This window comes from Metamycoplasma buccale (assembly GCF_046774455.1).
Lineage (GTDB): Bacteria > Bacillota_I > Bacilli_A > Mycoplasmatales > Metamycoplasmataceae > Metamycoplasma > Metamycoplasma buccale.
On record NZ_CP177249.1, the window covers coordinates 82,630 to 106,382 of the forward strand.

Annotated in this window: 21 protein-coding genes; 13 read left to right on the plus strand and 8 right to left on the minus strand. The window is 24.4% G+C overall.

What is annotated here, in order from left to right:
* Positions 1 to 80 precede the first annotated feature (80 nt).
* The 5 genes from ACLFP3_RS00365 (at position 81) to ACLFP3_RS00385 (ending at position 6,841) form a co-directional block, all read left to right on the plus strand.
* A complete protein-coding gene (locus ACLFP3_RS00365) occupies positions 81 to 1,667 on the plus strand; it encodes a lipoprotein 17-related variable surface protein (protein ID WP_412031619.1) in 1,587 nt (528 codons plus the stop codon).
* A gap of 158 nt (positions 1,668 to 1,825) precedes the next feature.
* Positions 1,826 to 2,851, plus strand: a complete 1,026-nt coding sequence (locus ACLFP3_RS00370) for an IS30 family transposase (RefSeq protein ID WP_412031620.1) — start codon at positions 1,826 to 1,828, stop codon at positions 2,849 to 2,851.
* Positions 2,852 to 3,111: 260 nt separating this feature from the next.
* Entirely contained in the window at positions 3,112 to 4,515 is a 1,404-nt protein-coding gene (locus tag ACLFP3_RS00375; protein ID WP_412031621.1) for a M17 family metallopeptidase, read from the plus strand.
* 9 nt (positions 4,516 to 4,524) lie between these two features.
* On the plus strand, positions 4,525 to 5,895 hold the full coding sequence (locus ACLFP3_RS00380) for a M17 family metallopeptidase (RefSeq protein WP_412031622.1): 1,371 nt from the start codon (positions 4,525 to 4,527) through the stop codon (positions 5,893 to 5,895).
* Positions 5,896 to 5,980: 85 nt separating this feature from the next.
* Complete coding sequence (locus tag ACLFP3_RS00385) at positions 5,981 to 6,841, plus strand: ECF transporter S component (RefSeq protein WP_412031623.1); 861 nt, start codon at positions 5,981 to 5,983, stop codon at positions 6,839 to 6,841.
* 8 nt (positions 6,842 to 6,849) lie between these two features.
* Here ACLFP3_RS00385 and ACLFP3_RS00390 read toward each other — a convergent pair whose 3' ends face one another.
* Genes ACLFP3_RS00390 through ACLFP3_RS00425 form a run of 8 tightly spaced genes read right to left on the minus strand, consistent with a single transcriptional unit; the run spans position 6,850 to position 14,748 of the window.
* Positions 6,850 to 7,521, minus strand: a complete 672-nt coding sequence (locus ACLFP3_RS00390; protein WP_412031624.1) for a PhoU domain-containing protein — start codon at positions 7,519 to 7,521, stop codon at positions 6,850 to 6,852.
* On the minus strand, positions 7,521 to 8,483 hold the full coding sequence (locus ACLFP3_RS00395) for a phosphate ABC transporter ATP-binding protein (RefSeq protein ID WP_412031625.1): 963 nt from the start codon (positions 8,481 to 8,483) through the stop codon (positions 7,521 to 7,523). The genes ACLFP3_RS00390 and ACLFP3_RS00395 overlap by 1 nt, the downstream gene beginning before the upstream one ends.
* A gap of 1 nt (position 8,484) precedes the next feature.
* Complete coding sequence (locus tag ACLFP3_RS00400; protein ID WP_412031626.1) at positions 8,485 to 10,341, minus strand: ABC transporter permease subunit; 1,857 nt, start codon at positions 10,339 to 10,341, stop codon at positions 8,485 to 8,487.
* Positions 10,334 to 11,464, minus strand: coding sequence for a substrate-binding domain-containing protein (locus ACLFP3_RS00405; RefSeq protein ID WP_412031627.1), 1,131 nt, complete (start codon positions 11,462 to 11,464; stop codon positions 10,334 to 10,336). The genes ACLFP3_RS00400 and ACLFP3_RS00405 overlap by 8 nt, the downstream gene beginning before the upstream one ends.
* A 24-nt stretch (positions 11,465 to 11,488) precedes the next feature.
* Entirely contained in the window at positions 11,489 to 12,166 is a 678-nt protein-coding gene (plsY, locus tag ACLFP3_RS00410; RefSeq protein WP_412031628.1) for a glycerol-3-phosphate 1-O-acyltransferase PlsY, read from the minus strand.
* Between the two features lie 34 nt (positions 12,167 to 12,200).
* On the minus strand, positions 12,201 to 12,578 hold the full coding sequence (locus ACLFP3_RS00415) for a hypothetical protein (protein WP_412031629.1): 378 nt from the start codon (positions 12,576 to 12,578) through the stop codon (positions 12,201 to 12,203).
* Positions 12,569 to 13,960: a glutamate--tRNA ligase gene (gene gltX / locus ACLFP3_RS00420; RefSeq protein WP_412031630.1), complete on the minus strand. Its 1,392-nt coding sequence runs from the start codon at positions 13,958 to 13,960 to the stop codon at positions 12,569 to 12,571. The genes ACLFP3_RS00415 and gltX overlap by 10 nt, the downstream gene beginning before the upstream one ends.
* 14 nt (positions 13,961 to 13,974) lie before the next feature.
* Positions 13,975 to 14,748: a hypothetical protein gene (locus ACLFP3_RS00425; RefSeq protein WP_412031631.1), complete on the minus strand. Its 774-nt coding sequence runs from the start codon at positions 14,746 to 14,748 to the stop codon at positions 13,975 to 13,977.
* 135 nt (positions 14,749 to 14,883) lie between these two features.
* On the opposite strand from ACLFP3_RS00425, the gene ACLFP3_RS00430 reads away from it, so the two are divergent.
* The 8 genes from ACLFP3_RS00430 to ACLFP3_RS00465 all read left to right on the plus strand — a co-directional run bounded on the left by ACLFP3_RS00430 (position 14,884) and on the right by ACLFP3_RS00465 (position 23,736).
* Positions 14,884 to 15,231: a hypothetical protein gene (locus ACLFP3_RS00430; protein WP_412031632.1), complete on the plus strand. Its 348-nt coding sequence runs from the start codon at positions 14,884 to 14,886 to the stop codon at positions 15,229 to 15,231.
* 105 nt (positions 15,232 to 15,336) lie between these two features.
* Positions 15,337 to 17,367, plus strand: coding sequence for an Mbov_0121 family peptidase domain-containing ABC transporter (locus ACLFP3_RS00435; RefSeq protein WP_412031633.1), 2,031 nt, complete (start codon positions 15,337 to 15,339; stop codon positions 17,365 to 17,367).
* A 45-nt stretch (positions 17,368 to 17,412) separates the two neighbouring features.
* A complete protein-coding gene (gene ybeY / locus ACLFP3_RS00440; protein ID WP_412031634.1) occupies positions 17,413 to 17,865 on the plus strand; it encodes an rRNA maturation RNase YbeY in 453 nt (150 codons plus the stop codon).
* Between the two features lie 5 nt (positions 17,866 to 17,870).
* Positions 17,871 to 18,755, plus strand: coding sequence for a GTPase Era (gene era / locus ACLFP3_RS00445; protein ID WP_412031635.1), 885 nt, complete (start codon positions 17,871 to 17,873; stop codon positions 18,753 to 18,755).
* Positions 18,755 to 20,398 carry a hypothetical protein gene (locus tag ACLFP3_RS00450; RefSeq protein WP_412031636.1) on the plus strand — a complete coding sequence of 548 codons (1,644 nt, stop codon included), beginning with the start codon at positions 18,755 to 18,757 and terminating at the stop codon, positions 20,396 to 20,398. The genes era and ACLFP3_RS00450 overlap by 1 nt, the downstream gene beginning before the upstream one ends.
* Before the next feature lie 240 nt (positions 20,399 to 20,638).
* The gene (locus tag ACLFP3_RS00455) at positions 20,639 to 22,018 is read left to right on the plus strand and encodes an ABC transporter ATP-binding protein (protein WP_412031637.1); all 1,380 of its coding nucleotides are present in this window, start codon (positions 20,639 to 20,641) and stop codon (positions 22,016 to 22,018) included.
* Positions 22,011 to 22,895, plus strand: coding sequence for an ABC transporter permease (locus ACLFP3_RS00460; protein ID WP_412031863.1), 885 nt, complete (start codon positions 22,011 to 22,013; stop codon positions 22,893 to 22,895). The genes ACLFP3_RS00455 and ACLFP3_RS00460 overlap by 8 nt, the downstream gene beginning before the upstream one ends.
* Positions 22,888 to 23,736 carry an ABC transporter permease gene (locus tag ACLFP3_RS00465; protein WP_412031638.1) on the plus strand — a complete coding sequence of 283 codons (849 nt, stop codon included), beginning with the start codon at positions 22,888 to 22,890 and terminating at the stop codon, positions 23,734 to 23,736. Before ACLFP3_RS00460 ends, ACLFP3_RS00465 begins: the two co-directional genes overlap by 8 nt.
* Positions 23,737 to 23,753 lie beyond the last annotated feature (17 nt).

Here is a 23,753-nt window from a genome sequence, read left to right on the forward strand (position 1 = left end):
CTTTAACAATGAACAAAATTGCTTTTTATTGTTGTAAAATATGATTATCCAAAATATAAAAGAAGGGAAAATAAATATATATGAAAAAAAGAATTTGACTAACTAGTCTAGTAGCATTGTCTACAATTACACCAACTGCATTTTTGGTTACTAGTTGTAATAATGAACTAACTAAAGAACAAGTCGAAAAAGGAACAGAAATTAGTGTAGAAAACGTAGGTAATTTAAAACCTAATGAAGTAACAAAAGACAACGTTAAAGTTACTAAACAACCTAAAGATTGAGAAGTAACTGTTAAAGATCTTAAAATTAATAACGATACTGTTGAAGTTACTTTAGAAGCTAAAAAAGGTAACAAAACTTATACTTTTACTAAAACTTTAACTGGATTTAAAAAAGAAGTTACCGAACTTACTGAAGAAGAAGTAAAACAACAAACTGAAATAACTGTTGATAAAATTAGTGAAACTAAGGCAAAAGATGTAACTGCTGATAAAGTTAAAATAACTAAAAAACCAGAAAAATGAGAAATAACTATTAAAAGTGTTAAAGCAAATGCTAATACAATTGAAGTTACTTTAGAAGCAAAGAAAAATGATAAAACTTACACCTTTACTAAAACATTAACTGGATTTAAAGTTGAAAAAGGTGAATTAGACAAAGATGCTGCTAAATTTACTATTAAAGATGCATCTAAAGATAAATTAGGTGGAGAAATTTCAAAAGAAGACATCAATATTGAAAATCTAAAAGATGATTACAAAAGCGAAATTGATAGTATTAAATATGATGGAAAAAGCGATACTGTAACTTTAACCGTTAAACAAACATACAAAAATAATGCAATAAATGGAACATTTGAAGTAACCATAAAAGGGTTCGCAAATGTAGATAAATATTTAAAATTGATGGGGAAAAATACAAAAAAAGAATTAACAGAAGCTGAAGTAAAAAATCATTATGCTAGTGAATTTGGCGATCAAACAAAAATAGGCGCTGATAGTAACAACTCTAAGTATAAATATGACATCGAGAAAATAACATATAATGATCTAACTGGAACTTTGACTTTAGAAATTGATGTTAAAAATAGTGGAAATTCTACAATAGGCTCTTTTGTAAAAACCATCACAGGTTTTAAGAAAAAACTTCCAATGAACAAAGAAGATGCTGATATATCAATTAAAAATTTAGAAAAAAATAAATATAACACTAAAAATGCTGGCGATATTAAAGAAAGTGAAATTGATGTAAAAAGCAAAAGCGGTAAATATAAATATACAGTTGTTGGTTTAGAACCAAATGATAAAAATGGTAATTTAAACATAAATATTAGACAACAAATGCTAGATGGAACTACTATTGCTACTATAAGATACACTTTAGAAGGTTTTAAAAAAATAACTGAAGCGGATTTAAATGATGTTAATGTAAATATTGAAGGTTTAGATCCAAGTAAATATTCAACTATGAAAGCAAGTGAAGTTCTTGCAAAACACATGGTTACACTAATTAAAAGTAAAAGCGGTAAATATATGTACAACATTGTTGAAAGTAAAGCAGATGATACTAATGGAAAAATTGTATATAAATTACAATGAGCTATTAAAAATGGTTCATGAAGCACCGAAACGATAACTTATGAATTAACTGGATTCCAAAAATAAAGTTAGCAAATTCAATAATAAATCTCCCTGCATTTGGGAGATTTGCTACATTGTAATATAAAGTGCAACACTATGAAATAATTTTTATAGGTTGCATTTTTTATATTAAAGTAAATAAAAAAAGAGCAACCTAAATAAAGTGCTTCAAGAGGTTACTCATGATTAATTATAATCACTTAAATTACAAAAATAGAATTATTATTCAAGAATATTTAAATAAAGGTTTTTCTATTAGAAAAATAGCCAAACAAATAAATAAATCACCATCAACAATATCTCGCGAAATAAAACGCAATTTTGATAATGATAAATTAATTTACAATCCAGAAATAGCTAATCAAAAGTCTATTCTCAGAAGTAAACATAGATCTTATTTTTGATATTTTTTAGTAAGAGATAGATATGAAGAATTTATCGATCAATTTGCAGCATTATATGATGGTAAACTTTGAACGGTTAAATCAACTTATTTTTTTATAAAAAATAATATGAGTGTAAATGAATTTGAAATACCATGTTTAAAAACTATTTTTAATTGAATAAACTCTGGTAAATGAGTTTTTAGTAGAAAAGATTTATTAAGAAAAAATTACACAAAAGGAGGAAAACGTTCAAAAACTAATGTTATTGATCGCCTTGTTGGAGCAAGATATATAAAACCAATATGAGCAAGACCAAAAGAAATAAATAATCGATTAGAATTTGGGCATTGAGAGCTTGACTTAGTTTGTGGCAAAAATGTTAGAGGTGCTAATCATATAATCACATTAGTAGAAAGAAAAACAAGGTTTTGTTATGTGGCAGTTATGAAAGGTAAGCATCCTGATAATCTTAATAGAATTTTAAATAATTTAATTGCAAATAATAATATCCCAGTAAAATCGATTACTACAGATAATGGTTTTGAATTTAGAAAAATTGGTTTACTAGCTTACAAATTAAATATATTTGTATATTTTACTGATAAATATGCTTCATGACAAAAAGGAAGTAATGAAAATTGAAATGGTATTTTTAGAAGAATTTTTGCTAAAGGCACTAATTTTAATGAAATTGATATTAATGAAATTCAAATTGCCACAGAAAGAATTAATTTTAAACGTAGAAAAATTTTTAATTGAAAATCCTCATATGCTTTATACGAAAAAGAATTAATAGAAGAATATAACAAAATATTTGCTTAATAAACTAATTTCAAATATACTCAAACACTAATATTTAGTGTATTTTTGTTTTTTAACTTTTGAAAAATATAAAATAAAACATGAAGCACATAGGTGTTGCACTTCATGTTACTTTCTAGCAATCTCCCTGCATTTGGGAGATTTATTTTTTATAAATAAATTTATTTACTCATATCAAAACATAATAATAATTTGAACTATAATTTTATTTATACTATAGGGAAAAAATAGTAAAAATATAATAAACAGAAAGGAAAATAATGATTAAAGAATATCTAACAAAACTTAATGAAGATATGCTTTTAAAAGCCAAATTTGAAAAATTTAATTGTGGTTGCAAAGCAAAAAATGGCAATGAATGCAAAAATTGTTGTTGTTTATTAATAGCAAAAAAACCTAATTATATTACTGAATTTTTTGATAAAAATGAGGCAGCTATTTTTATTTCAAAAGATGTAAAAAATTATTATGATTTTTTAAAAGTTGTTGATAGCATCGTTTTATCAAAAAGAAGAAATTATTTAATCGATGTCAAATCATTTGTTAATGAATTTTTAACAATAGAAGATGTATTGAGAGCATTTGTATTGCGTGAAGCATTTCACAATGCAAAATTATATTCAAGTAAAGAAGAAAATAGAGATAAAAAAGAATACAAAATTTCTTTATTTTTAGAAGATAAAAAATATTTAGATTTTGTTAATAAAATAGTTATTATCGCTGAAGCAGTTAATGGTGCAAGAAACTTGCAAATTACTCCTCCAAATGTAGCAACTAGTGAATTTATTGCAAAAGTAATTGAAGAAGATTTTTCAAAAATAAAAAATTTAAAAGTTACTACATTAAAGAGAAATGAAATAGAAAAATTAGGAATGGGTTTATTGCTAGCAGTTAATGCTGGTAGTTCATATGAACCTAGAGTTGTAATAGTTGAATATAATGGCAATCTAAAATCGAAAGAAAAATTTGTGTATGTGGGAAAAGGAATCACTTTTGATACTGGAGGATACAATACAAAGGGATATCATATGGAAGATATGAAATTTGATATGTCTGGTTCTGTAATTTGTGCTTATGCAGTCAAAGCACTTGCTCAAATTAACACAAAAACAAATGTTGCGGCTATTATGATGCTAACAGATAATGCTATTGACACTCACGGAACAGTTCCTGAATCTGTTATTAAATCACTTAGTGGTAAAACTGTAGAAATTACTGATACCGATGCAGAAGGTAGATTAGTATTGGCTGATGGGCTTTATTATGGCGCTACTAAATTAAATGCAACTTTATTAGTAGACGCTGCCACTTTAACAGGATCAATGACACGTGCTTTAGGAAAAACATATTCTGGAATTTATTCTACTTCAGATAAAAGATGAGAGCAATTTTTATCATCAGCAAATAAAGCTTATGAAAAAGTTTGAAGAATGCCTTTACATGAAGATTTTCACAAACCTAATAAATCATCACTAATTGCAGATTTAAATAATTATTCTAACTCTGAAAAATCCGATTGTAATACCGCTGCAATGTTCTTAAAAGAATTTACCAAAAATGTGGACTATATTCATTGTGATATTGCAGGAACAGCTGATAATAAAGGTATGGGATTGGGCATATTAGTTTCAACACTTTTTGAGTTAGGTGAAAGTCAAAAATAAGGAGCAAAAATGGAATTAATAAAAACAATAGAAACAAAGAAAACAGAAAAAATTTTATTAAAAGCAATCTTTAAAGAAGATAAATTACCTAAAAATTTAGTTGAAAATAATAATGCTATCACAGAATACCTAAATGATAACTTAGCTTATATATACTTAGGTAGCAAAAAAGATTTAAATTATGATTCTCTTTACCAATTAGCAAAATCATTAGCAGAAGAAGTTGCTCGTTCTTACCAAATTGATTTAATTACTTTTGCAACAGAAAATCTTAAACTTGAAGAAGTAGTAGATGCTTTTACTAAAGGAATAAATTTTGTAGCAGCTAAGATTTACAATAGAAAAACTTTTACTAAAAAAGAAAACAATAATCAATTATCTTTATATTTAGAAAACATTTCAAAAGATGTTGAAAATAGTTTTAAAAAAGCATTAATTTTAATTGATGCTCAAAATTGAGCTAGAAATTTAGGAGTAACTCCACCAAACGAACTTAATTCTGAGCAATTAGCAGATATTGTAGTTAATGATTTTAAACAATATAGTAACTTAACAGTTAAGGTACTAAATAAAAAGCAAATTACTGAATTAGGAATGGGACTTCTACTTTCAGTGAATAGAGGTTCAATGTATGAACCACGTGTTGTTGTAATTGAATATAATGGTGACCCTAGTTCTAAAGAAAAAACAGTTTACGTTGGTAAGGGTATTACTTTTGACTCAGGAGGTTATTCACTTAAACCACCTAAATTTATGTTAGGTATGAAATACGATATGTCTGGTTCAGCAATTGTTGCAAGTGCCTTGAAAGCTATTGCTCAATTAAAACCTAAGAAAAATATAAGTGGTATTATGTGTATTACTGATAATAGAATTAATGGAGATGCTTCATTACCTGATTCTGTTTGAACTTCTATGAGTGGTAAAACTGTAGAAATAAATAACACTGATGCAGAAGGTAGATTAGTATTAGCTGATGGACTTTATTATGGTGCTAATAAATTAAAAGCGACAAGATTAGTTGATATTGCAACATTAACAGGAGCAATGGTAATTGCTTTAGGCGACACTTATACTGGTGTTTGAGCTACTTCTGATAAAGCATATGAAGACATATCAAAAGCCGCTTCTAAACAACACGAATTAATTTGAAGAATGCCATGAGATGATGATTATGAAGTATTTATGAAAGGCTCAATAGTAGCTGACTTGAAAAACACTGATTATAGCGGATTCGCCGGTTCATGTTCAGCAGCAATGTTTTTAAAAGAATTCACCAATAATGTTGAATATTTACATTTAGATATTGCCGGCACAAACGATATTGACGAAAAACCTATGTTTGCTATGGTTAAAACATTAATTGAAATGGCTTTATAAAAAATATAAGTAAGTTAGTTAAATAATACTAACTTATTTTTTATTTTGTAAAATATACAAAGTTATAAATGATAGGAGATTGGTAATGTTAAATTGATTTTTTAATATTAAAAGAGCAATAAAAACTAAATCTTATCGTTTAGCGATTTTCGAAATTGTTTTATTTGGAATTCTTTTAGCAATATATATGGTAACAGCATGAATTGAAAATAAAATAATTCCAGGAGTTGCAAGAATTAGTATTACTTATGCTATTTTTATTATTTTTGGTATTGCTTTAGGACCTTGAAAAGGTGCTTTTTTAGGAATATTATGCGACACAATTAAACAAGTAATATTTGGAATAGGAACATGAATGATAGAATATGCCATTATTCCAATAATAATTGCTTTTATTTCAGGTTACTTAATAAAAACTATATATATATATAATAAAGGTGTTTGGATTTTTGGATTTTCTATTTTAGCTATCATTACTATCATTTTGACAATATTTCTTATTTTTAATGACAATATTATTAAGTGAAAAGAAACTTCATTAAAACAAAAGCCAATAAGTTCATTTATTGTCTGAATAATTTCAACAATAAGCATAAGTGTTATTTGAGCAATATCTTTTGTATTATTTGGCATACATTTAAAAACCAAAAATTTCAAAAAAAAATATCATACTCAATTATTGTTTTGAATAATTATAAGTGTTTTTATTATCATTATTTTAGTTAGATGGTTGTGAGGACCATTTGCTTATATTTCCTATCATAATAGATTTAGAAATGGAAGTTGAAAATATAGTCAATATTATTTTATTTTTATGATTCCTATTATTTTTAAATCATTAATTGAAATACCAGTATACGGAGCAATTATTTTTGCTATTTTTCCTTTAATAAAAAAAATACATGAAAAAATTTCTTTTCACTCAAGCAAAATTTTCACGTATTAACTTTTTTATTATTTTTCTTTTTCAAATCAAAATTTATAATTACTCATATAAATAAAATTTTCGACAATATTTTCTAGATGATCTAATGTTCGATCAAAAGTTTTCCAAACACTTACAAATTCAAAACTAGTATATAAATCATTAGAAAAATTCATATTATGAAATTTATCTAATTCTTTGCGACTTATATTAGAACAATTAACAATTGTATTATGAATTTGGGGATAAATTATTTTTGCCTTTTTTGTTTCCAAAGCTACTAAAACATCATTAAAAGTTTGATAAATTATATTTTCCATTATTAAAAAAGAATCAATTTGTTCATCTACTAATGATTGTTGATATTTGTTAATGAATTTAGCAAACCTGTCCACATAATCGCACATTCTTTCTAAATCATATAAAGAAGAAATTAGTGAAATTATTTTTCTTAAATCTTTGGCTATTGGACTTTCCTTTTGTAAAATTCACATAAATTCATCTAATAATTTTGAAAATAAAAGATTAGATTTTTTTTCTTGTTTTTTTATTAATTCAAAAATTTTTGATGCATCAACATTATTGTGTTTTTTAAGCAAACAAATAAAATTTTCATGCATTGAAATAGTGTGTTTAAAATATTTAAAAAAACTATTAAACATCTCTTTTTCGCTTCTCTTTAGACTTTCATAATTAAGCATTATAATTTTCCTTCCAAATATTTTTTAGTTATTTCATTTTTAGGAGCCATAAAAATTTCTTTTGTATTACCTTTTTCTATTAATTCTCCTTTGTAAAAAAAGGCTGTTTCATCACTCACTCTCTGTGTTTGGTGCATTGAATGAGAGACTAAAATTATTGTGTATTCCTTTTTTAATTTTAAAATTAAATTTTCTATTTTTGCAGTAGCAATAGGGTCTAATGAACTAGTAGGTTCATCTAATAAAAGAATTTTTGGTCTCAAACAAATTGCTCTCGCAATACATAATCTTTGCTGTTGACCACCACTTAATTCTGTTGCATTTTCTCATAAATTATTTTTTACTTCATCATATAGACCTACTTCTTCAAGTGTGTGTTTAACTATAATTTCAATTTCTGATTCTTCTTTAATGCCTTGACATCTTAATGGTAATGCTATATTCTCATAAATCGAAATAGGAAATGGTGTTGGTTTTTGAAAAATCATACCAATTTGTGACCTAAGTAACTCACTAGGAATAATATTGGAAAATATGTCCAATCCACGGAAATATATTTCACCATTTTTAAAAGGTGTTGAATTTTCAAATGCAATTTTATTTAATGATCTTAATAAAGTACTTTTGCCAGACCCACTAGGACCAATAAAGGTGGTCACTTTGTTAAATTTGATATTTAAATTAATATTTTTAATTGAAAAACTTTTATTTTTACTATACCCAAAACTATAGTTTAGAATTTCAAAAGCGTTGTCAAAATCAAAATCTTCTTTATATCAGTTTGTAGAAGACTTCTTTAAATTATTAATGCGTTTTTTTAACTTGTGTTTAAATGAGAAAAGATTTTTATCTTTTTCTTTTTTTAAATCAGCAAATAAATTATTTAATAGAAAAAGTTTATTTTCTTTACTATCTTTTTGAAATAAAATTTTTCTTAATTTTTTTTCATATTCAAAATCCATTTTACTTCCTCTTTTTTTCTAACCTTTTCTTAAGATAAGGTAATGCAAAGTTTATAAATATAGCTAAAAAAATAACGAAAATCAAAATAACAAATGCAGATTCAAACATAATATTTTCGGCATTTTTATTACTAGAAAATAATTGAGCAAATATTCTTGTTGTTAATGTTTGCCCTCATAAATTTAAAGCAAAAGTTTTGCTTGAAGTTAGTCCTGCCGTAATATATAGCGGGGCTGATTCAATAATAATTTTATTTAAATTTATTATGGCTACATTAATAAAATTAAGCATTAATGTTGGAATAATAATTTTTCTAATAAAAGTCATTTTAGGAATGTTTAGAATTTTTGCATTTATTGCTAAATCATTATTGATTAATTCAAAAGTCTGTTGAAATGATCTAACTAGAGATGGCAATATATAAAGAGAAATTGTTAATATTCCAACAATTAAAGAATTACTGTTTGCATTATTAGTAGAAATTTGTAATTTTTGAATAAAAAATGCATAACCAAATAAACCAAAAATTATTGAAGGAGTTGCATTAAATGCATCTAATATAAATAGAATTCCATGCTTTAATTTTTTATTTTTTAAATACTGTGATATAGAAATAGATGCCATTAATGAAAATGGAATAACAATAACTGCAGAAATAATGAATATTACAATAGTATTAACAAGTGCTCTACCTGTTGAATTAGCATTGAATTGTCAAAGAGTATTTGAAGCACTAAATGAAGAATTCATTCCTTTAACTATTATGAAAAATAAAATTCAAAAAACAATTATAGAATAGAATAAAATCGAAACTCCTTCTAAAAAGATAAAAAGAAAATTTCTGTTTTTTTCTTTTATATAATTTTGTAAAATCATTTTAAAAGAATTTGCATTAATATTTGATCAATTCTTTGAATCAATATTGTTGATAGAAAATTTGTTTTTAATTATCTTTTTGCTATTCAAAATTGTTAAGGCTATTGAATTTATTATCATTACTAATATAAATAAAACAAGTGCATAAACAAATAGGATTCCACGATAAGCTTCAGTACCATTTTCCGCAAAAATATTATAAGAAATTAATGCACCTAAGGTTTTTAATCCGCTCAATCAAAACTCATTAAAACCACTTCCAAAAACAACATTATAATTTTGACTTGTTAAAATGAAATTAAGTGCCATGCTTTCACCTAATCCTTTTGTAAAAGCAAAAATAATTCCTGCAAATATTATCTTTTTATGTTTAACTAAAATAATGTTATATAAAGCTCTTGACTTAGTCATTGATAATGATAAAACTGATTCAATTAGTTTATCATCTTCCTCATTAAACCCTGCTAAGGTAAAACTTAAAATTGTAGGAATTAACATAAATGAAAGCATAAGGATTGCTGTAATTAAATTAAATGAAGTTTTAAAACCTAAAAATTTTATTAAATAACTTAAAGAGAACATTCCAAAAGTTCCCAACACAACAGATGGTAAACTTGCTAAGATAGTATTAAAAAATTTAAAAACTTTAAATATTTTTTTATTCAACCTAAACCTAATGGCAAATGCTACAGGTATACTAATTATTGATGCTAATATAGTACTCAAAATAAGTATAGTTAAAGTAGTAATCAATGGGAAAATTAATCCTCCCTGATTATTGTTTAAATTAAAAGTAGAACCAAAAATAGATCATTTATAACTTCTAAATCCTGGAATTGCTTCAATAAAAATGCTTCCTAGTATAACTACTAATAAAATAAGAACTAAAACCAAAAATAATCCACTAAATATTTCTAGTGTTTTATTTTTAATTAAAGCGTTATTCTTTTTATTTTTTATGTGAAGTATCTCATTATTCATGTTCTACTCCATATCTATTTAATGAATAATCATCATAATAAAATTTACCTAAATTTTCTTTTAAATTAAAATTTAAATTGTCTATCTCATCTTTTGTTAGTTTGAACATTTTTTTAAGATCTTTATTACTTAATTTAAGAATGCCATGTTCTTTATAAAGGTAATCATAATTATTAGTAAACATAAGCTCTTTAATGAATTTTTTAACATAAGGTTTTATTTTATCTAACGATGCTAATAAATTGAAAGGTCTAGTTCATTTATACTTACCTGATTGAATATTCTCATTAGATGGCACAATTGGTCCATTTCCATAATTAACATTTATTAGTGAATAACCCATTTTTTTTATTTCTTCAATATGATTTAAAATAAAACCTAATGACAAATAAGTGATGGACCCTATTTCTTTACCTTCATTTTTAAAATAATTAAATGCTTCTAAATTACTTTCTGCTGTTATTTTTGTATTTTTACCATAATTTTCTTTACCCTCAAGAACATCAGATATATTTTTTGGAATTTTATTTTTAAAACCACTATTTAATAAGAAACTTTCTGCTGTTCCTGAAGAAAATGCTCCCCCATTTTTTGCAAAAGGTTTTCAATTAAAATCGAATTTTTCTTTTATTGAATTATCATTTATAAAATTTTTAATATTGACTTTTTCTTTACCTGCAAATGCTTTATAAAGTTCATTGATATTGTTTTGATTAATTTCAACTTTGTTTGGATCTAATTCCTTAGGAAGCTTAGCAAGTAATCCTATTCCTTCTAAACCAAAAGTAATAGTTTTCATTTTTCTATTTTTTCAAACATCATTTAATTTGTATTCATTGATAGTTTCACGTGGACTTTTAGATGCTACCCCCAAAGTATTTTCTTGTTTTACTGAATTTAAAATACCAAATGTAGATCCTCTAGACTGAATATTTGTTTCAAAATTTGTTTTTTCTATTTTATTAGCTACATCATTTAAAAATGGTTGAATACTGCTAGATCCGGCAATATTTATAACATTAACTTTTTTAATATTTAATCCTATTAATAATGGAATAGAAACAACACCAACTGTTATTGGCAAATATGTGAAAAGTTTCTTGGTGGGAAATTTCTTTTTCATATTTTTCCATAATTTTAACAAAAATTATTTTTTTATTTTTAAACCAATATTTAATTTGTTTTCTTTGTGCATTGCTAATTTTAAATAATTAGGAAAATGCATAAAAATAATTAATATAGTACAAGCAATAAGGATAATTGAATCAGCAGGATAAATAGTGTAACTTTGCATATAAGCTAAAGTCCCAACATGAAAATATTTAATTAAAGATAAAGAACTTCCAATAAATGAAGAAATTACTGAAGCCAATGAAATATATTTACTTACTAAAACTATAAAAATGTAAATCATTAAAAAAATTAAAAATAATTGAATATGAAATGCCAAAATAATCCCAAAAAAACATGCAACGCCTTTGCCACCTTTAAATTTAAAATATAAAGGAAATATATGACCAAATAAAGCCCCAAAGCCTATAATAAGAGGAAAAATAAAAATGTTATTTTTTAAAGCATATATTTTGACAAAAAATAAAATCATGATAGGAATAAAACTTTTTAATAAATCAAAAACAAATACAATTATTGCAATTTTAATTCCATATGTTCTTAAAACATTTGTTGCACCCGCATTACCTGATCCTTGGGTTCTAATATCTTTTCCTTGCTTTCTTGAAAAAAGAATACCAAAATTAATTGAACCTAATAAGTATCCAATAATGAAAATTATTAAATTAATGTAAATATATTTTCAAATAACCATACTAAATAAAATAATAGAAAAAAATTATGAATTTTTACAAATTTTCAATAATAAGTGAAACTTCATTTGAAGTCACAATATTATCTTTTTGTAAAATATCATAATTAAAAAGTATTTCTCTTTTGTTTATTTTAACGGTTTTTAAAAATCAATCAATTTCAATAGTCTTATTACCTAAACTATAATTAGTAGATACACGGTAATTTTTTATTAAGTGAATTTTATTACCATTATAAAAAATAATAATTTCGTCATTGCTTATTTTAAGATGATGGCCAACTTTATTTTGATCCTTAAATTTAATAACAATAAATTTTCCTTCAGTATCTTCAAAGTAATCTAAAAATGGTGTTTCAAATATTTCTTCTTTTTGATTTGAAATTGAACTTTTAGATAAATATTTTAACTTCATTTTTCTAAACGAGAAAACACCAAATCTTTACCGAATAAATATATTGCCTTAGCAAGTTCCGGGCCATGTTCTTCATATGTTGTGGCAATTCTAATTGGCATAAATAAATCTTTACCTTTTACATTCAATAAGTTCTTGGTTTCATCAATAGCAACTTGAATATTTTCAATAGTAAATGATTTAGATCTTAAAATCTTAAAAAACGTTGTCACAACATTATTTTCTTGAAAAGGAATTTCTAAATTTGCCTTTGGATATAGATAAATTTTAAGTTCCTCTTTAATTTGATTAATGGTTGAAGAATGTTGCTTATATGTTTCAACAAATATTTCATTTCAATTATCATCTTTTGGCGAAGAAATTTTTGAAATAATAAAATTATTAGGAAGTTGTTTCATGTATTGTTTAGAAAATCATTCCATCTTTACAATATCAAATTTTGAAGGGCTTTTTGATAAACGAGTATAATCAAATTTTTTAACAAGTTCTTCTTGAGACATCATTTCACTTTTGTCTGCACTTGTTCAGCCTAATAATGCTAAAAAATTAAAAATTGCTTCTGGACAATATCCTTCATTCTTATAATCTTCAATAAATTGCTTCATTGTTTTATCACGTTTAGAAAGTTTTTTGCCTTCCATATTGGTAATGATTGTTAGATGTCCAAAAATAGGAGGAGTTCAATTAAATGCTTCATAGATTGCTAATTGCTTAGGAGTATTAGTAATATGTTCTTCTCCTCTTAATACATGAGATATTTGCATTTGATGATCGTCAACAACAACAGCAAAGTTATAAGTAGGATAACCATCGCTTTTCATAATTACAAAATCACCTATATCATCACTATTTACAGAAATCTTTCCTCTAACTATATCTTCTCATTCATAAACTTTATTCTTTGGAAGTTTTAATCTTATTGAATATTCTCCAGCTTTATCTCGTCTATTTTTTTCTTCATCTGAAATTTTTAATCATGTTGGGTCATATCTAAAAGAAGCGATTTTGGCATCTTCTTGCTCTTGGTGTTGTTTTGCTAATTCTTCAGTATTTTCATATGCTTTATAAGCTAATCCTTTTTTAACAAGTTTATTAACTAATTCATGGTAAACATCCAATTTTTCGCTTTGACGATATTTTCCACATTTAGGATTTGGTTTAAAGGGGCTTTCGTCAGGAATTATTCCAAGTCAAGCTAAATTATTTAATTGACTAGCTTCACCATCTACTACATTTCTTTCAACATCAGTATCTTCTAATCTAAAGATGAAATCGCCACCATAATGTTTTGCAAATAAATAGCAAAATAAGGCAGTTCTAGCACCACCAATATGTAAATATCCGGTTGGACTTGGTGCATATCTTGTTCTAATTTTATTCATTATTTTATACCTTCTTAATCATATTCAAATTCCATTGGCACAGGATCAATTGCCGAGGTTAAAAATTTATTTTCATGAACAATCCCTGGATAATATGGTCAATGTGCTTCTTCATAAGGAATGTCTCCTTCTTCTAATCCTACAGTCCCCAATCCAACACTAGAATTGTCAGATGAAACTTTATTTTGAGATTTCTGTAAAGCGTCAAATCAACCTATTGAATCTTCATATTTTCTTTCAACTCAATAAAGAGTCATAAATAAAACATTCTTTTTTCCTTTATATTGTGAATAACTTCTTATAGCATAAGGAAAATGTTTAGCCATTTCATCTCAAGTAAAAGCATACATTCTAAAATGGTAATTATTAAGTAAATTAGCAAAATTAAAATACTTATTATAAAAATCTTTAAATATATGTTTTGTTTTGTTCTCGTTTAAAATATTATTTCCATATTTATCTTTTTTTATAGTTTTTATTTTTTCTTTAGTTTTAGCATCAATAGATTCTTCATATTCAAAAACATTATATGCGGGATCACTTTTGTCAAGTATATTTGGATATTTTAGAATTTCATTTTTGAATGCTGAAGCAGAACCTTTAATTTTTCCATCAGAAGTTAATAAAGAAGGATTAATTCATTTGCTAGAATTAGGTTCCTTACTATTACTTGGTTGCTTTCTTTTAATTTCTAAAATAGGTTTAGAATTACAACTAAGAGAAATAACTGGTAAACTAGCCAAAGGAAATAAACTAAACAAAAAATGTAATTTAAAGTTCTTTTTCATAATATCAAAAATTATATAACAACAGTTTAAAATATCATTGGCAAAATTTACAATGTCTTGATAATAAATAACAAAAAGATTACAAAAAAAAGCATTTTATTATAATTTAATATATATAACTATGGAGGTAGAAATATGGGAAAAGTGGCAACATCACTAAAAACAATTGCGAATTTATTTAGTTCTAAAGCACCTGGTTTTTATTCAGAAAAATTCTTCAAAGCTAGCAAAGGAACAATTGTAGATGGTGGAATTATTACTTCTGGAATATTAAATATTGTTGCATTAGTTCTTTTATCAATTGCAGCACTAGTACTAATTATTGGAATTATTAGATCAATAGTAAATGCTAATTCGACAAAAGAAGATGGAACTGACCATAAAAGAAAAGCAAAAAGAATTATTATTGCTTCTGTATTAGTTTCACTTATCTTAGCAGCCCTTGGTATGATTCCAGTAATTATTGCCTTAGTTGCAAAATAATTTCAATCGCCTTGTTGGCGATTTTTTTATTGTCTTTTCCCAAAAAATTATCAAATATTTCTCAAATTTAAAAAGATTTAATTAGCAAGTAATAAAAATTAAATTATGAGAATAAAAATACAAACAGATAAAAAAGATTGTGGGTTAATAGTTTTACAAGCATTCTATAAAAAGTTTTATAAAAAATGATTAGATATAAATTATTTAAAATCACAAGTTAAATATAGTGATAATGGAATAAATTTATTAGAAATTAGTCAACTAGCAAAAAAGTTAGGTTTGAATTATCAAGCACTTGAAGGAGATTTTGAATCATTTAAAAATTTAGAAACAAATGAACCTTTTTTCATTCTAATAAACAATAATAACTATTTTCACTATGTAATTGTTGAGGAAAAAACAAATGGTTATTTAACCATAAATGACCCATTTAAAGGTAAATATAAATTAACATACGAATCTTTAAAACCAATGTATCTTAATATCATAATTTATGTTAATAAAATCAGTAGTTATTCTCATACGAGTTTAAGTTTAAATGGTAAATTTAACTATTTTAATAATCAAACAATAAATATAATAGTTGCAACTTTTTTATCATTAATTAATATCTCTCTAGTTTTTGCTGGAAGTTATTATTTAAAGAATATTGTTGATAACGTTATTCCTACCAACAATAATAAATATTTAATCACACTTACTATACTATTTGGATGAATTTCTATCATAAAAATTATTAGCTCTTATTTATTGAATTTAATGGAACAAAAAATTTATCAAAGTATTGAAAAAAATATTTTAAAAAATTTCTTTATTAAAGTATTAAATGGAAAAACCAATTCATTACATAAAATACAAAAATCAGATTATTTCCATAGGCTTTCAACAATTCAAAATGTAACAGCATTTTATACAAATATAATAGAATTTTTATTTAACAAAATCATTGTATTTATTTTAAGTACAATCTTATTAACTTCTATATCATGAAGACTTTATTTGATTTCATTAGTAATTTATATTATTAGTTTTATTGTTAGCTATTTTTTTAAAAGGAAAATAATAGTAAAATATCAAAATGTTGTAGAAAATAATATTTCGTTAATCAATCAAAATGTTGAAATATTTTTTAGCTTTTTGCAAAGAAAAGATTATTATAATCGAAAGAAAAATATTAAAAATTTTGAAACATTTCTAAGCGAATATCAAACAAAATCAATGAATTTTTGAAAGATTTCTAATTGAAAGAAAATTTTTCTTAGTTTTATTACTTCATTAATGCAAATTATTGTGATATTTATAGGATCGAAATTTGTATTAAACAAGTTATTTACATTAGGTCAACTTCTGCTTTTTAATTCTATATTTATTTTTTCTTTTCCTATGTGAGAAAGTTTGGCAGAAATTTTTAGTAGTATAGATATTGATTTAAAAAATATTGAAAGATTGAACTATATTTTATTGTTAGAAGAAGAACAAAAATTTTATTCTGATTTTTTAAATAAGAAAATTGAATCCATTGAATTTAAAGATATTAAATTTGGATACACAAATAAAATTGTTTTAAATAATTTTTCTTGATTATTCCTAAATAATACTCAAATAGTTGGTAAAAATGGAACTGGGAAATCAACAATTATGAAATTAATTTATGGATTAAATTCTGATTATCAGGGGAAAATTTTAGTAAATAACAAAAACCTAAATGATATAAATTTAGCTGAATTTAGAAAAAACATATTTTTAAATGATGTATATGATTACTTGCCAAATGACTTTTTAATTAACATTATTACTTCAAAAGATGAAGTTGCTATGAAAACTTTAAATTTCAATATTGCAAAATATAACTTAAATGATTTATTGAATGGTTTTAATTTAAAATGAGATACAAAAATTGAAGATGGTGGAATATTTTTATCAAATGGCCAAAAGCAATTTATTGGATTACTAAAATTGTTTTGTTTTAAATATGAACTAATTATGTTTGATGAAGCTTTCGAGAGTATTGAATCGGAAATATTCAACAAAATTAAAAAAGCAATTATTTTAGAGCACGAAAATGCTTTATTTATTGAAATTAGTCACACAAATAGAATAATTGCTAGTAAAAACTGTTTAAAAATTCCTAGTTAAATATATAAAAAATATTTAATTTTCTTTTAGATTATAATTGTAGCTATGAATTATTTAAACTACAAAAATAAAAGTTTTCATTCATTTAGATTTTTAAAAGAATTTGAAAGTATTTTAGAAGAAGCGAGAATAGAATTTGGTGAAAATAAAAATTTAGAAGTTGACCTTTTATTTGTAACAGCTTGAAGAATGAAAAAAATGAATAATTACTATCGCGGAAAAAATTACACAACGGATATTTTAAGTTTTTCATTAGAATGCAAACAAGAATTAAGTTTTTTTGAAACCTTACCACTTGGTCAAATTATCATTTCACCATGAAAAATTAAAAAACAGGCAAGAGAATTTAATCATAGTTTAAAAAGAGAATTTTGTTATATATTTGCACATGGAATTGCCCATTTATTTGGATTTGACCATCTAACTAAAGAAGATGAAAAAATAATGAATAGTCATGTTAATAATATTATGGAAAAATTAAATATAAAAAGGAAATAAATTTAATGAAAAAAATATGTATTGTAGGTTTAATAGGTAGACCAAATGTTGGAAAAAGCACATTAATGAATAATATTTTGAATTGTAATTTGTCTATTGTTTCAAACATACCTCAAACAACAAGGGATGAAATAAAAGGAATTTATAATGATGAAGAATACCAAATAATTTTTATCGATACACCAGGAATTCACAAAAGTAGAAATTTACTATCTGAAAAATTAAATGAAAAATCATATTCAATATTAAAAAATATTGATTTACTTTTATTTTTATCACCTGCAAACGAAGAAATAGGGTCTGGAGATAAATTTATTATTAAAAAAATTCAAGAAAATAATGTAGAAAATAAAATTGCAATCATAACTAAAATTGATTTAATAAATGAAAATGAACTTTTAAATAATAAGGCAGATCAACTAAAATCATACGGTTTTCAAACCATATTAGGTATAGGCAAAGATTTAAAAAATACATATAAGGATTTATTAGATGAAATTAAAAAATACGCCTATGAAAGTGAACCTTTATATTCTGAAGATCAATTTACTGATGTATCTATGAGATTCATTGCAAAAGAAGAAATAAGAGAAGCTGCTTTAGAACACCTTTATGAAGAATTGCCACATTCAATAGCAGTTCAAATTGATAGTTTTATAGAACAAGAAGATACAAAACCATATCTAATAGATGCAACAATCTATGTAAAAAAGGAATCTCAAAAAGGAATATTGATTGGTAAAAATGCTTCAATGATTAAACTTATTTCAACAAAAGCTAGAAAAAAAATGGAAGATTTTTTTGAACATAGGGTATACTTGAAAATCAATGTTAAAGTAAATGAAAATTGAGTTGATAATGAAAATAAAATAAAAAATATGGGGTATTAATGAAAACTAAACGTCAAATATCTTTTTATAAAATAAAAATGGTGATTGTTATCATTTTATTAATATTAACTTTAGGAATTTTTGGTTTAATTTTATTTTATAAATTGAAAAATCCTTTTCAAGTAAGCATTTATAATTATGAATCATATTTAAGTAAAAAAATTATTAATGATATAAAGAAAAAATATTCATACCATGTTTTTGGTGAAATAAATGAGTTTACAAAGGCTATTAATACAAACAAAGCTGTTGCAGGTGTAGGATCAGACCATCAAATTGCGCAACTAATTTTAGAAGGCAAAATTAAAAAATTAAATCTTTCTAAGGTGTATGGTAAAAATATTTCAAAAGAGGAAATTTTTAAACTATATCCTAAAATTTTGCAAGAACATTTAAATAAATACGAACAATGAATTTACAATAAAATTAAAGAAATTAATCCTAAGAATGAAATTGTATATAAAAGAAATAGCAAGATTCTACAAAAGCCATATTTATACTATGACAAAGATAATAAAGATAAAATAATCGGTTTTGAAGCTGATTCAAGAGAGGGAATTGATCATTTTTATGAATACTTAATTCCATACTTTATGCAAGATAAAGTTATTGCATATAACATAAACAGCAAATATAGACCGCATTTAAAAAACATTGAGTCAATTAAAGAAAGTTTAAAAGGGAAAGAAGACTGACTATCAATTATTAAAACACTTGTTGAAAAGCATAATTATAGAAGGGTTTATTGGACTAATTCATTTTTAGATAATTCAATGATTGGACAATTTTATGCTACAGAAACAAAAAAACATAATTATATGCCTGATGGTAAAACGCTCGAAAACTTGAATTTCAACAATTACAAAGAAATTTTTAAATACTTCTTCGAATTAGTAAAACAAAGCACAGGGCATAGTATAAAAGATGAACAATACAACAAACTTGTAACAAGTGGTTTAGAACTTGTAAATGATGTAATTGAACCAACATCTACTAAAGCCGATGTTTCAATAATGTATAATGGCGATGCCTTAGATTCTTTTTATGCAAATGATAATTTTGCAAAATTACAAGGTCAACAAATTGATTATGTAAGACCAAAAAATAACTATATGTTATTAGACGCATGAATTGTTTCTTCTTCTACAGATGATGATGCAAGTGATAGATTATTGGAGTATTTAAACAAAGTTGCTATTTTTGGTTCTACTTTAAATCAAAGTCAACTTGAAAATAAATATATAAATTCTGTTTATAACGATTTAGTTAAAGCAAATAATAATAAAAAAGAAGAATATGCAAAAAACTTATTTGAAGATTCAGAACGAAAAATTGTTAAAAAAATCGAAGATATAGATAAAAATTTCTACAAAGAAAACTATGAAACATTTATGAATAATTTTGATTTTGTTCCTTCAATAAGTAACTTTAATGCTGTTAATTACACACCAGGATTTGCTGAAACAAATAAATTTTTAAAACGTTATTATTTCAAAGATGAAGATAAAAAAGATAATGAAAAAGCAATTAGTATTTTCGATATTGAAGGTGCAACCAATGTAATTAGACAAATTTATCAACCAATTAATTTAAAACTTCGTACTGAGATTAGTGATTATTACTTTGAAAATACAAAATCTTAATGATAAAAAAAATTTCATTTATAATATTTTAACAATGTTAAAAAAGATAAAGATAAATTTAGTAAGTGATATAAAATGAGCGTTCTTTATTAGGACGTTTTTTCTTTCTTTTGCAACATTAAAAAAATATATAATTAAAACTTCACAAAACACTTTTGATTGTGCCTCCATTTAGCGAAACTTATTTAAGTTTCAAACATTTTAAAAACTTTTAAAAATAAAATAAATGGAAGGTGAAAAATGGAAAGAAATCAGCAAAGAAAAATCATTAACAAAGATGAACAGCCAATTATTGATTTAGTTAATGTAGTAAAAGAATTTGATGGTAGAAATGTTTTAGATGATGTTAACATGAGAATTCAAAAGGGAGAATTTATAACTTTACTAGGACCTAGTGGATCAGGAAAAACAACAATACTAAGAATTATTGGTGGTTTTGAATGGGTAACCCGGGGTGAAGTAAAATTTTATGGTAAAGATATAAAAGATTTAAGTCCTCACAAAAGAGATGTTTCAACTATTTTTCAAGATTATGCTTTGTTCCCTCATTTAAATGTTGAAAATAACATCAAATATGGATTACGATTAAAAAGAATTCCTAAGTTAGGCATACCTAAATCTTTTCAAAATAAACTAATTTCAAATAAAGCGAAATGAACTAAAATCGCAAATTTAGAAATGAAAAAGCTAGATAAAACAATGGCACAATATCAAAAATTAATAAATAATCCAAAAACCATTGAAAAGAAAAGAGAAAAGTATCAATCTTTAGTAGATGATATGGACTTTAAATATTCATATTGAGAAAATTACTGTGATCTTAAAACTGAACAATATGAAAAAAAATATTTAACTCGCCCAATTTCAAATATTGAAATGGATAAAGAAGTTAAAGACATTATGAAACTAGTAGGTTTAGAGGGTAACGAAAAGAAAAACGTTAACTATTTATCTGGAGGAATGAAACAAAGAGTAGCGCTTGCAAGATCTCTTGTTATTGAACCAGAAATACTTTTATTAGATGAACCATTAAGTGCACTAGATGCTAAAATTAGAGAAAAAATGCAACATTTTTTAAGAGATATTCAACAAAAATTAAAATTAACATTTATTTTTGTAACTCATGATAGAAATGAAGCTTTGCAATTAAGCGATAGAATTGCTGTTATAAGAGATGGAAGAGTTGAACAATTTGATGTTCCCAAAAAACTTTATGATTATCCTATAAACAAATGAGTAGCCAATTTTATTGGTGATTCTAATTTTTTTGATGCAAAGTTTATTAGTAAGGGAAAAGTACAATTTATGAATAAAATTTTTTCAACAATTCATGAAGAATTTGAACCAGAAGAAAAATTGGATGCTTTAATAAGACCTGAAGATATTAAAATTGTAAAAAATAAAATAAAAGCTAAATTAATAGGAACAATAACAAAATCAACATATGGTGGAAGTTACTATAATTACAAAATAAATGTTAAAGATAAAACAATTTTAGTAGAAACCCCTGACAAATACGATGTGGATAAAGAAGTTTATCTAGATTGAGAATTAGATGCTATTCATTTAATGAAAAAAGACCCCAAAGAAAATGAGGTAATTGAAAATGTTAATGTATAGTATTAAAGAAAAAAATAAATTAAATAATAAAAAATTAGCAAATAAAAATAATTTTAAATCCACATCTAAATTTCAACTATCTTTAATAACTCCCTATGTTATTTTCTCTATTTTGTTTATTATTTTGCCAATGATCTTAATCTTTATTTATGCTTTTAAACCTTTAGATGGACAATCTAAAAATTTAGAAAATTGAGATATTATTGCTAGAAAAACTACATGAACTATAATGTGAAGATCAATAATAACAGGATTGCTTGCTGCTTTTATTGCTTTAATTTTAGGTTTTCCTTATGCATATATAATTTCTAAAAGCAAATCTACTATTTTAAAAACATTAGGTTTATCTTTAATTTTAAGTCCTTTAGCTATTTTTACAATTTCAAAAGCTTTATCTATGAGAGGATTATTTTCTGCAATTTTTGATGAAAATAAACTAAATAATTACTTTTTTATGATTTTAGGTATGGTTTATTTATATTTACCACTTATGGTTATGCCTTTATACCAAGTTTTAAAAGATATGCCTAAAAATATTCTAGAAGCTTCTGAAGATTTGGGATATTCAAAAATAAAAAGTGTTTTTAAAGTTATATTACCTTATTGTTCTAAAGCTATACTAAGCGGTTTTGGTATTGTTTTAATGATGTCATCTACTTCAATTATCATTTCTGAAAAATTATTGCCTAATGGTAGTCAAAAACAATTAATTGGTAATTTAATTAACCAATTCGCAAACACTACTAATCCTTTTGATTTGGCAAATGCATCTTCACTTGTAATAATTACAATGATAGTGCTTTTATCAATATATGGATTAATTTATGGTATTCCATATTTAATTAGTAAACATAGACAAGGAGGATCATATGAATAAATTAAAACAAGTTCTTAAATATTCATACATTATTTTAATTTTACTTTTTATGTATGTTCCCATTATTTTTGGAACAATTTTTAGTTTTAATGAACCTTCTGATAAGGGGACTTTTTCAGTAACTACTTGAAATAGAACTTCATTTTCAGCATATCGAGAATTATTTTCTAAATCACATGGGTTAGCATTTGTTAATTCTTTTTTGCTAGGATTTAGCACATCTTTATTTGTAATAACACTTTCATTATTAACAGTTTTTGCATTATGAAGACAAAAAAATAAAGGGTTAAGATCATATGTTCAAACAACATCAAACATTCCTTTAATTAACCCAGATGTTATTACTGGATTAACACTTGCAATAGTGTTAAATATTATTTTTTTAGGAACCTTAAAAGCTACTAGCGAAGGTTTTTTTAGAGCGATAATAGCTCATACAGCTATGTGTTTACCATATGGTATTTTAATAATGCTTCCTAAAAGTGATAAATTTTCTAAAAATATATTTGAAGCAAGTCAAGATTTAGGATATTCAAAAATAGCTACTTGATTTAAAACTTACTTTGTTTACATGCTAGGAACTATAGGCTTTACTTTTATAATAACAATGGCACTATCGTTTGATGATTTTATTATTACAAGAATTGTTTCAAATACAGAAACTTTAGGAACTCAACTTTACGAAGGTCAATTTCAAGCATGATCACTTGGTATTGGAGCAATTTCACTTATTATTGTAATATTTGGTAATACATTATATGGCATCTATAAAACTACTCAAGGAATAAGAGCAAAAAGAGCAATTTCACTTAATAAAAAAGAGATGTTAATTCAAAGGTAATAATTTTACTTAACAAA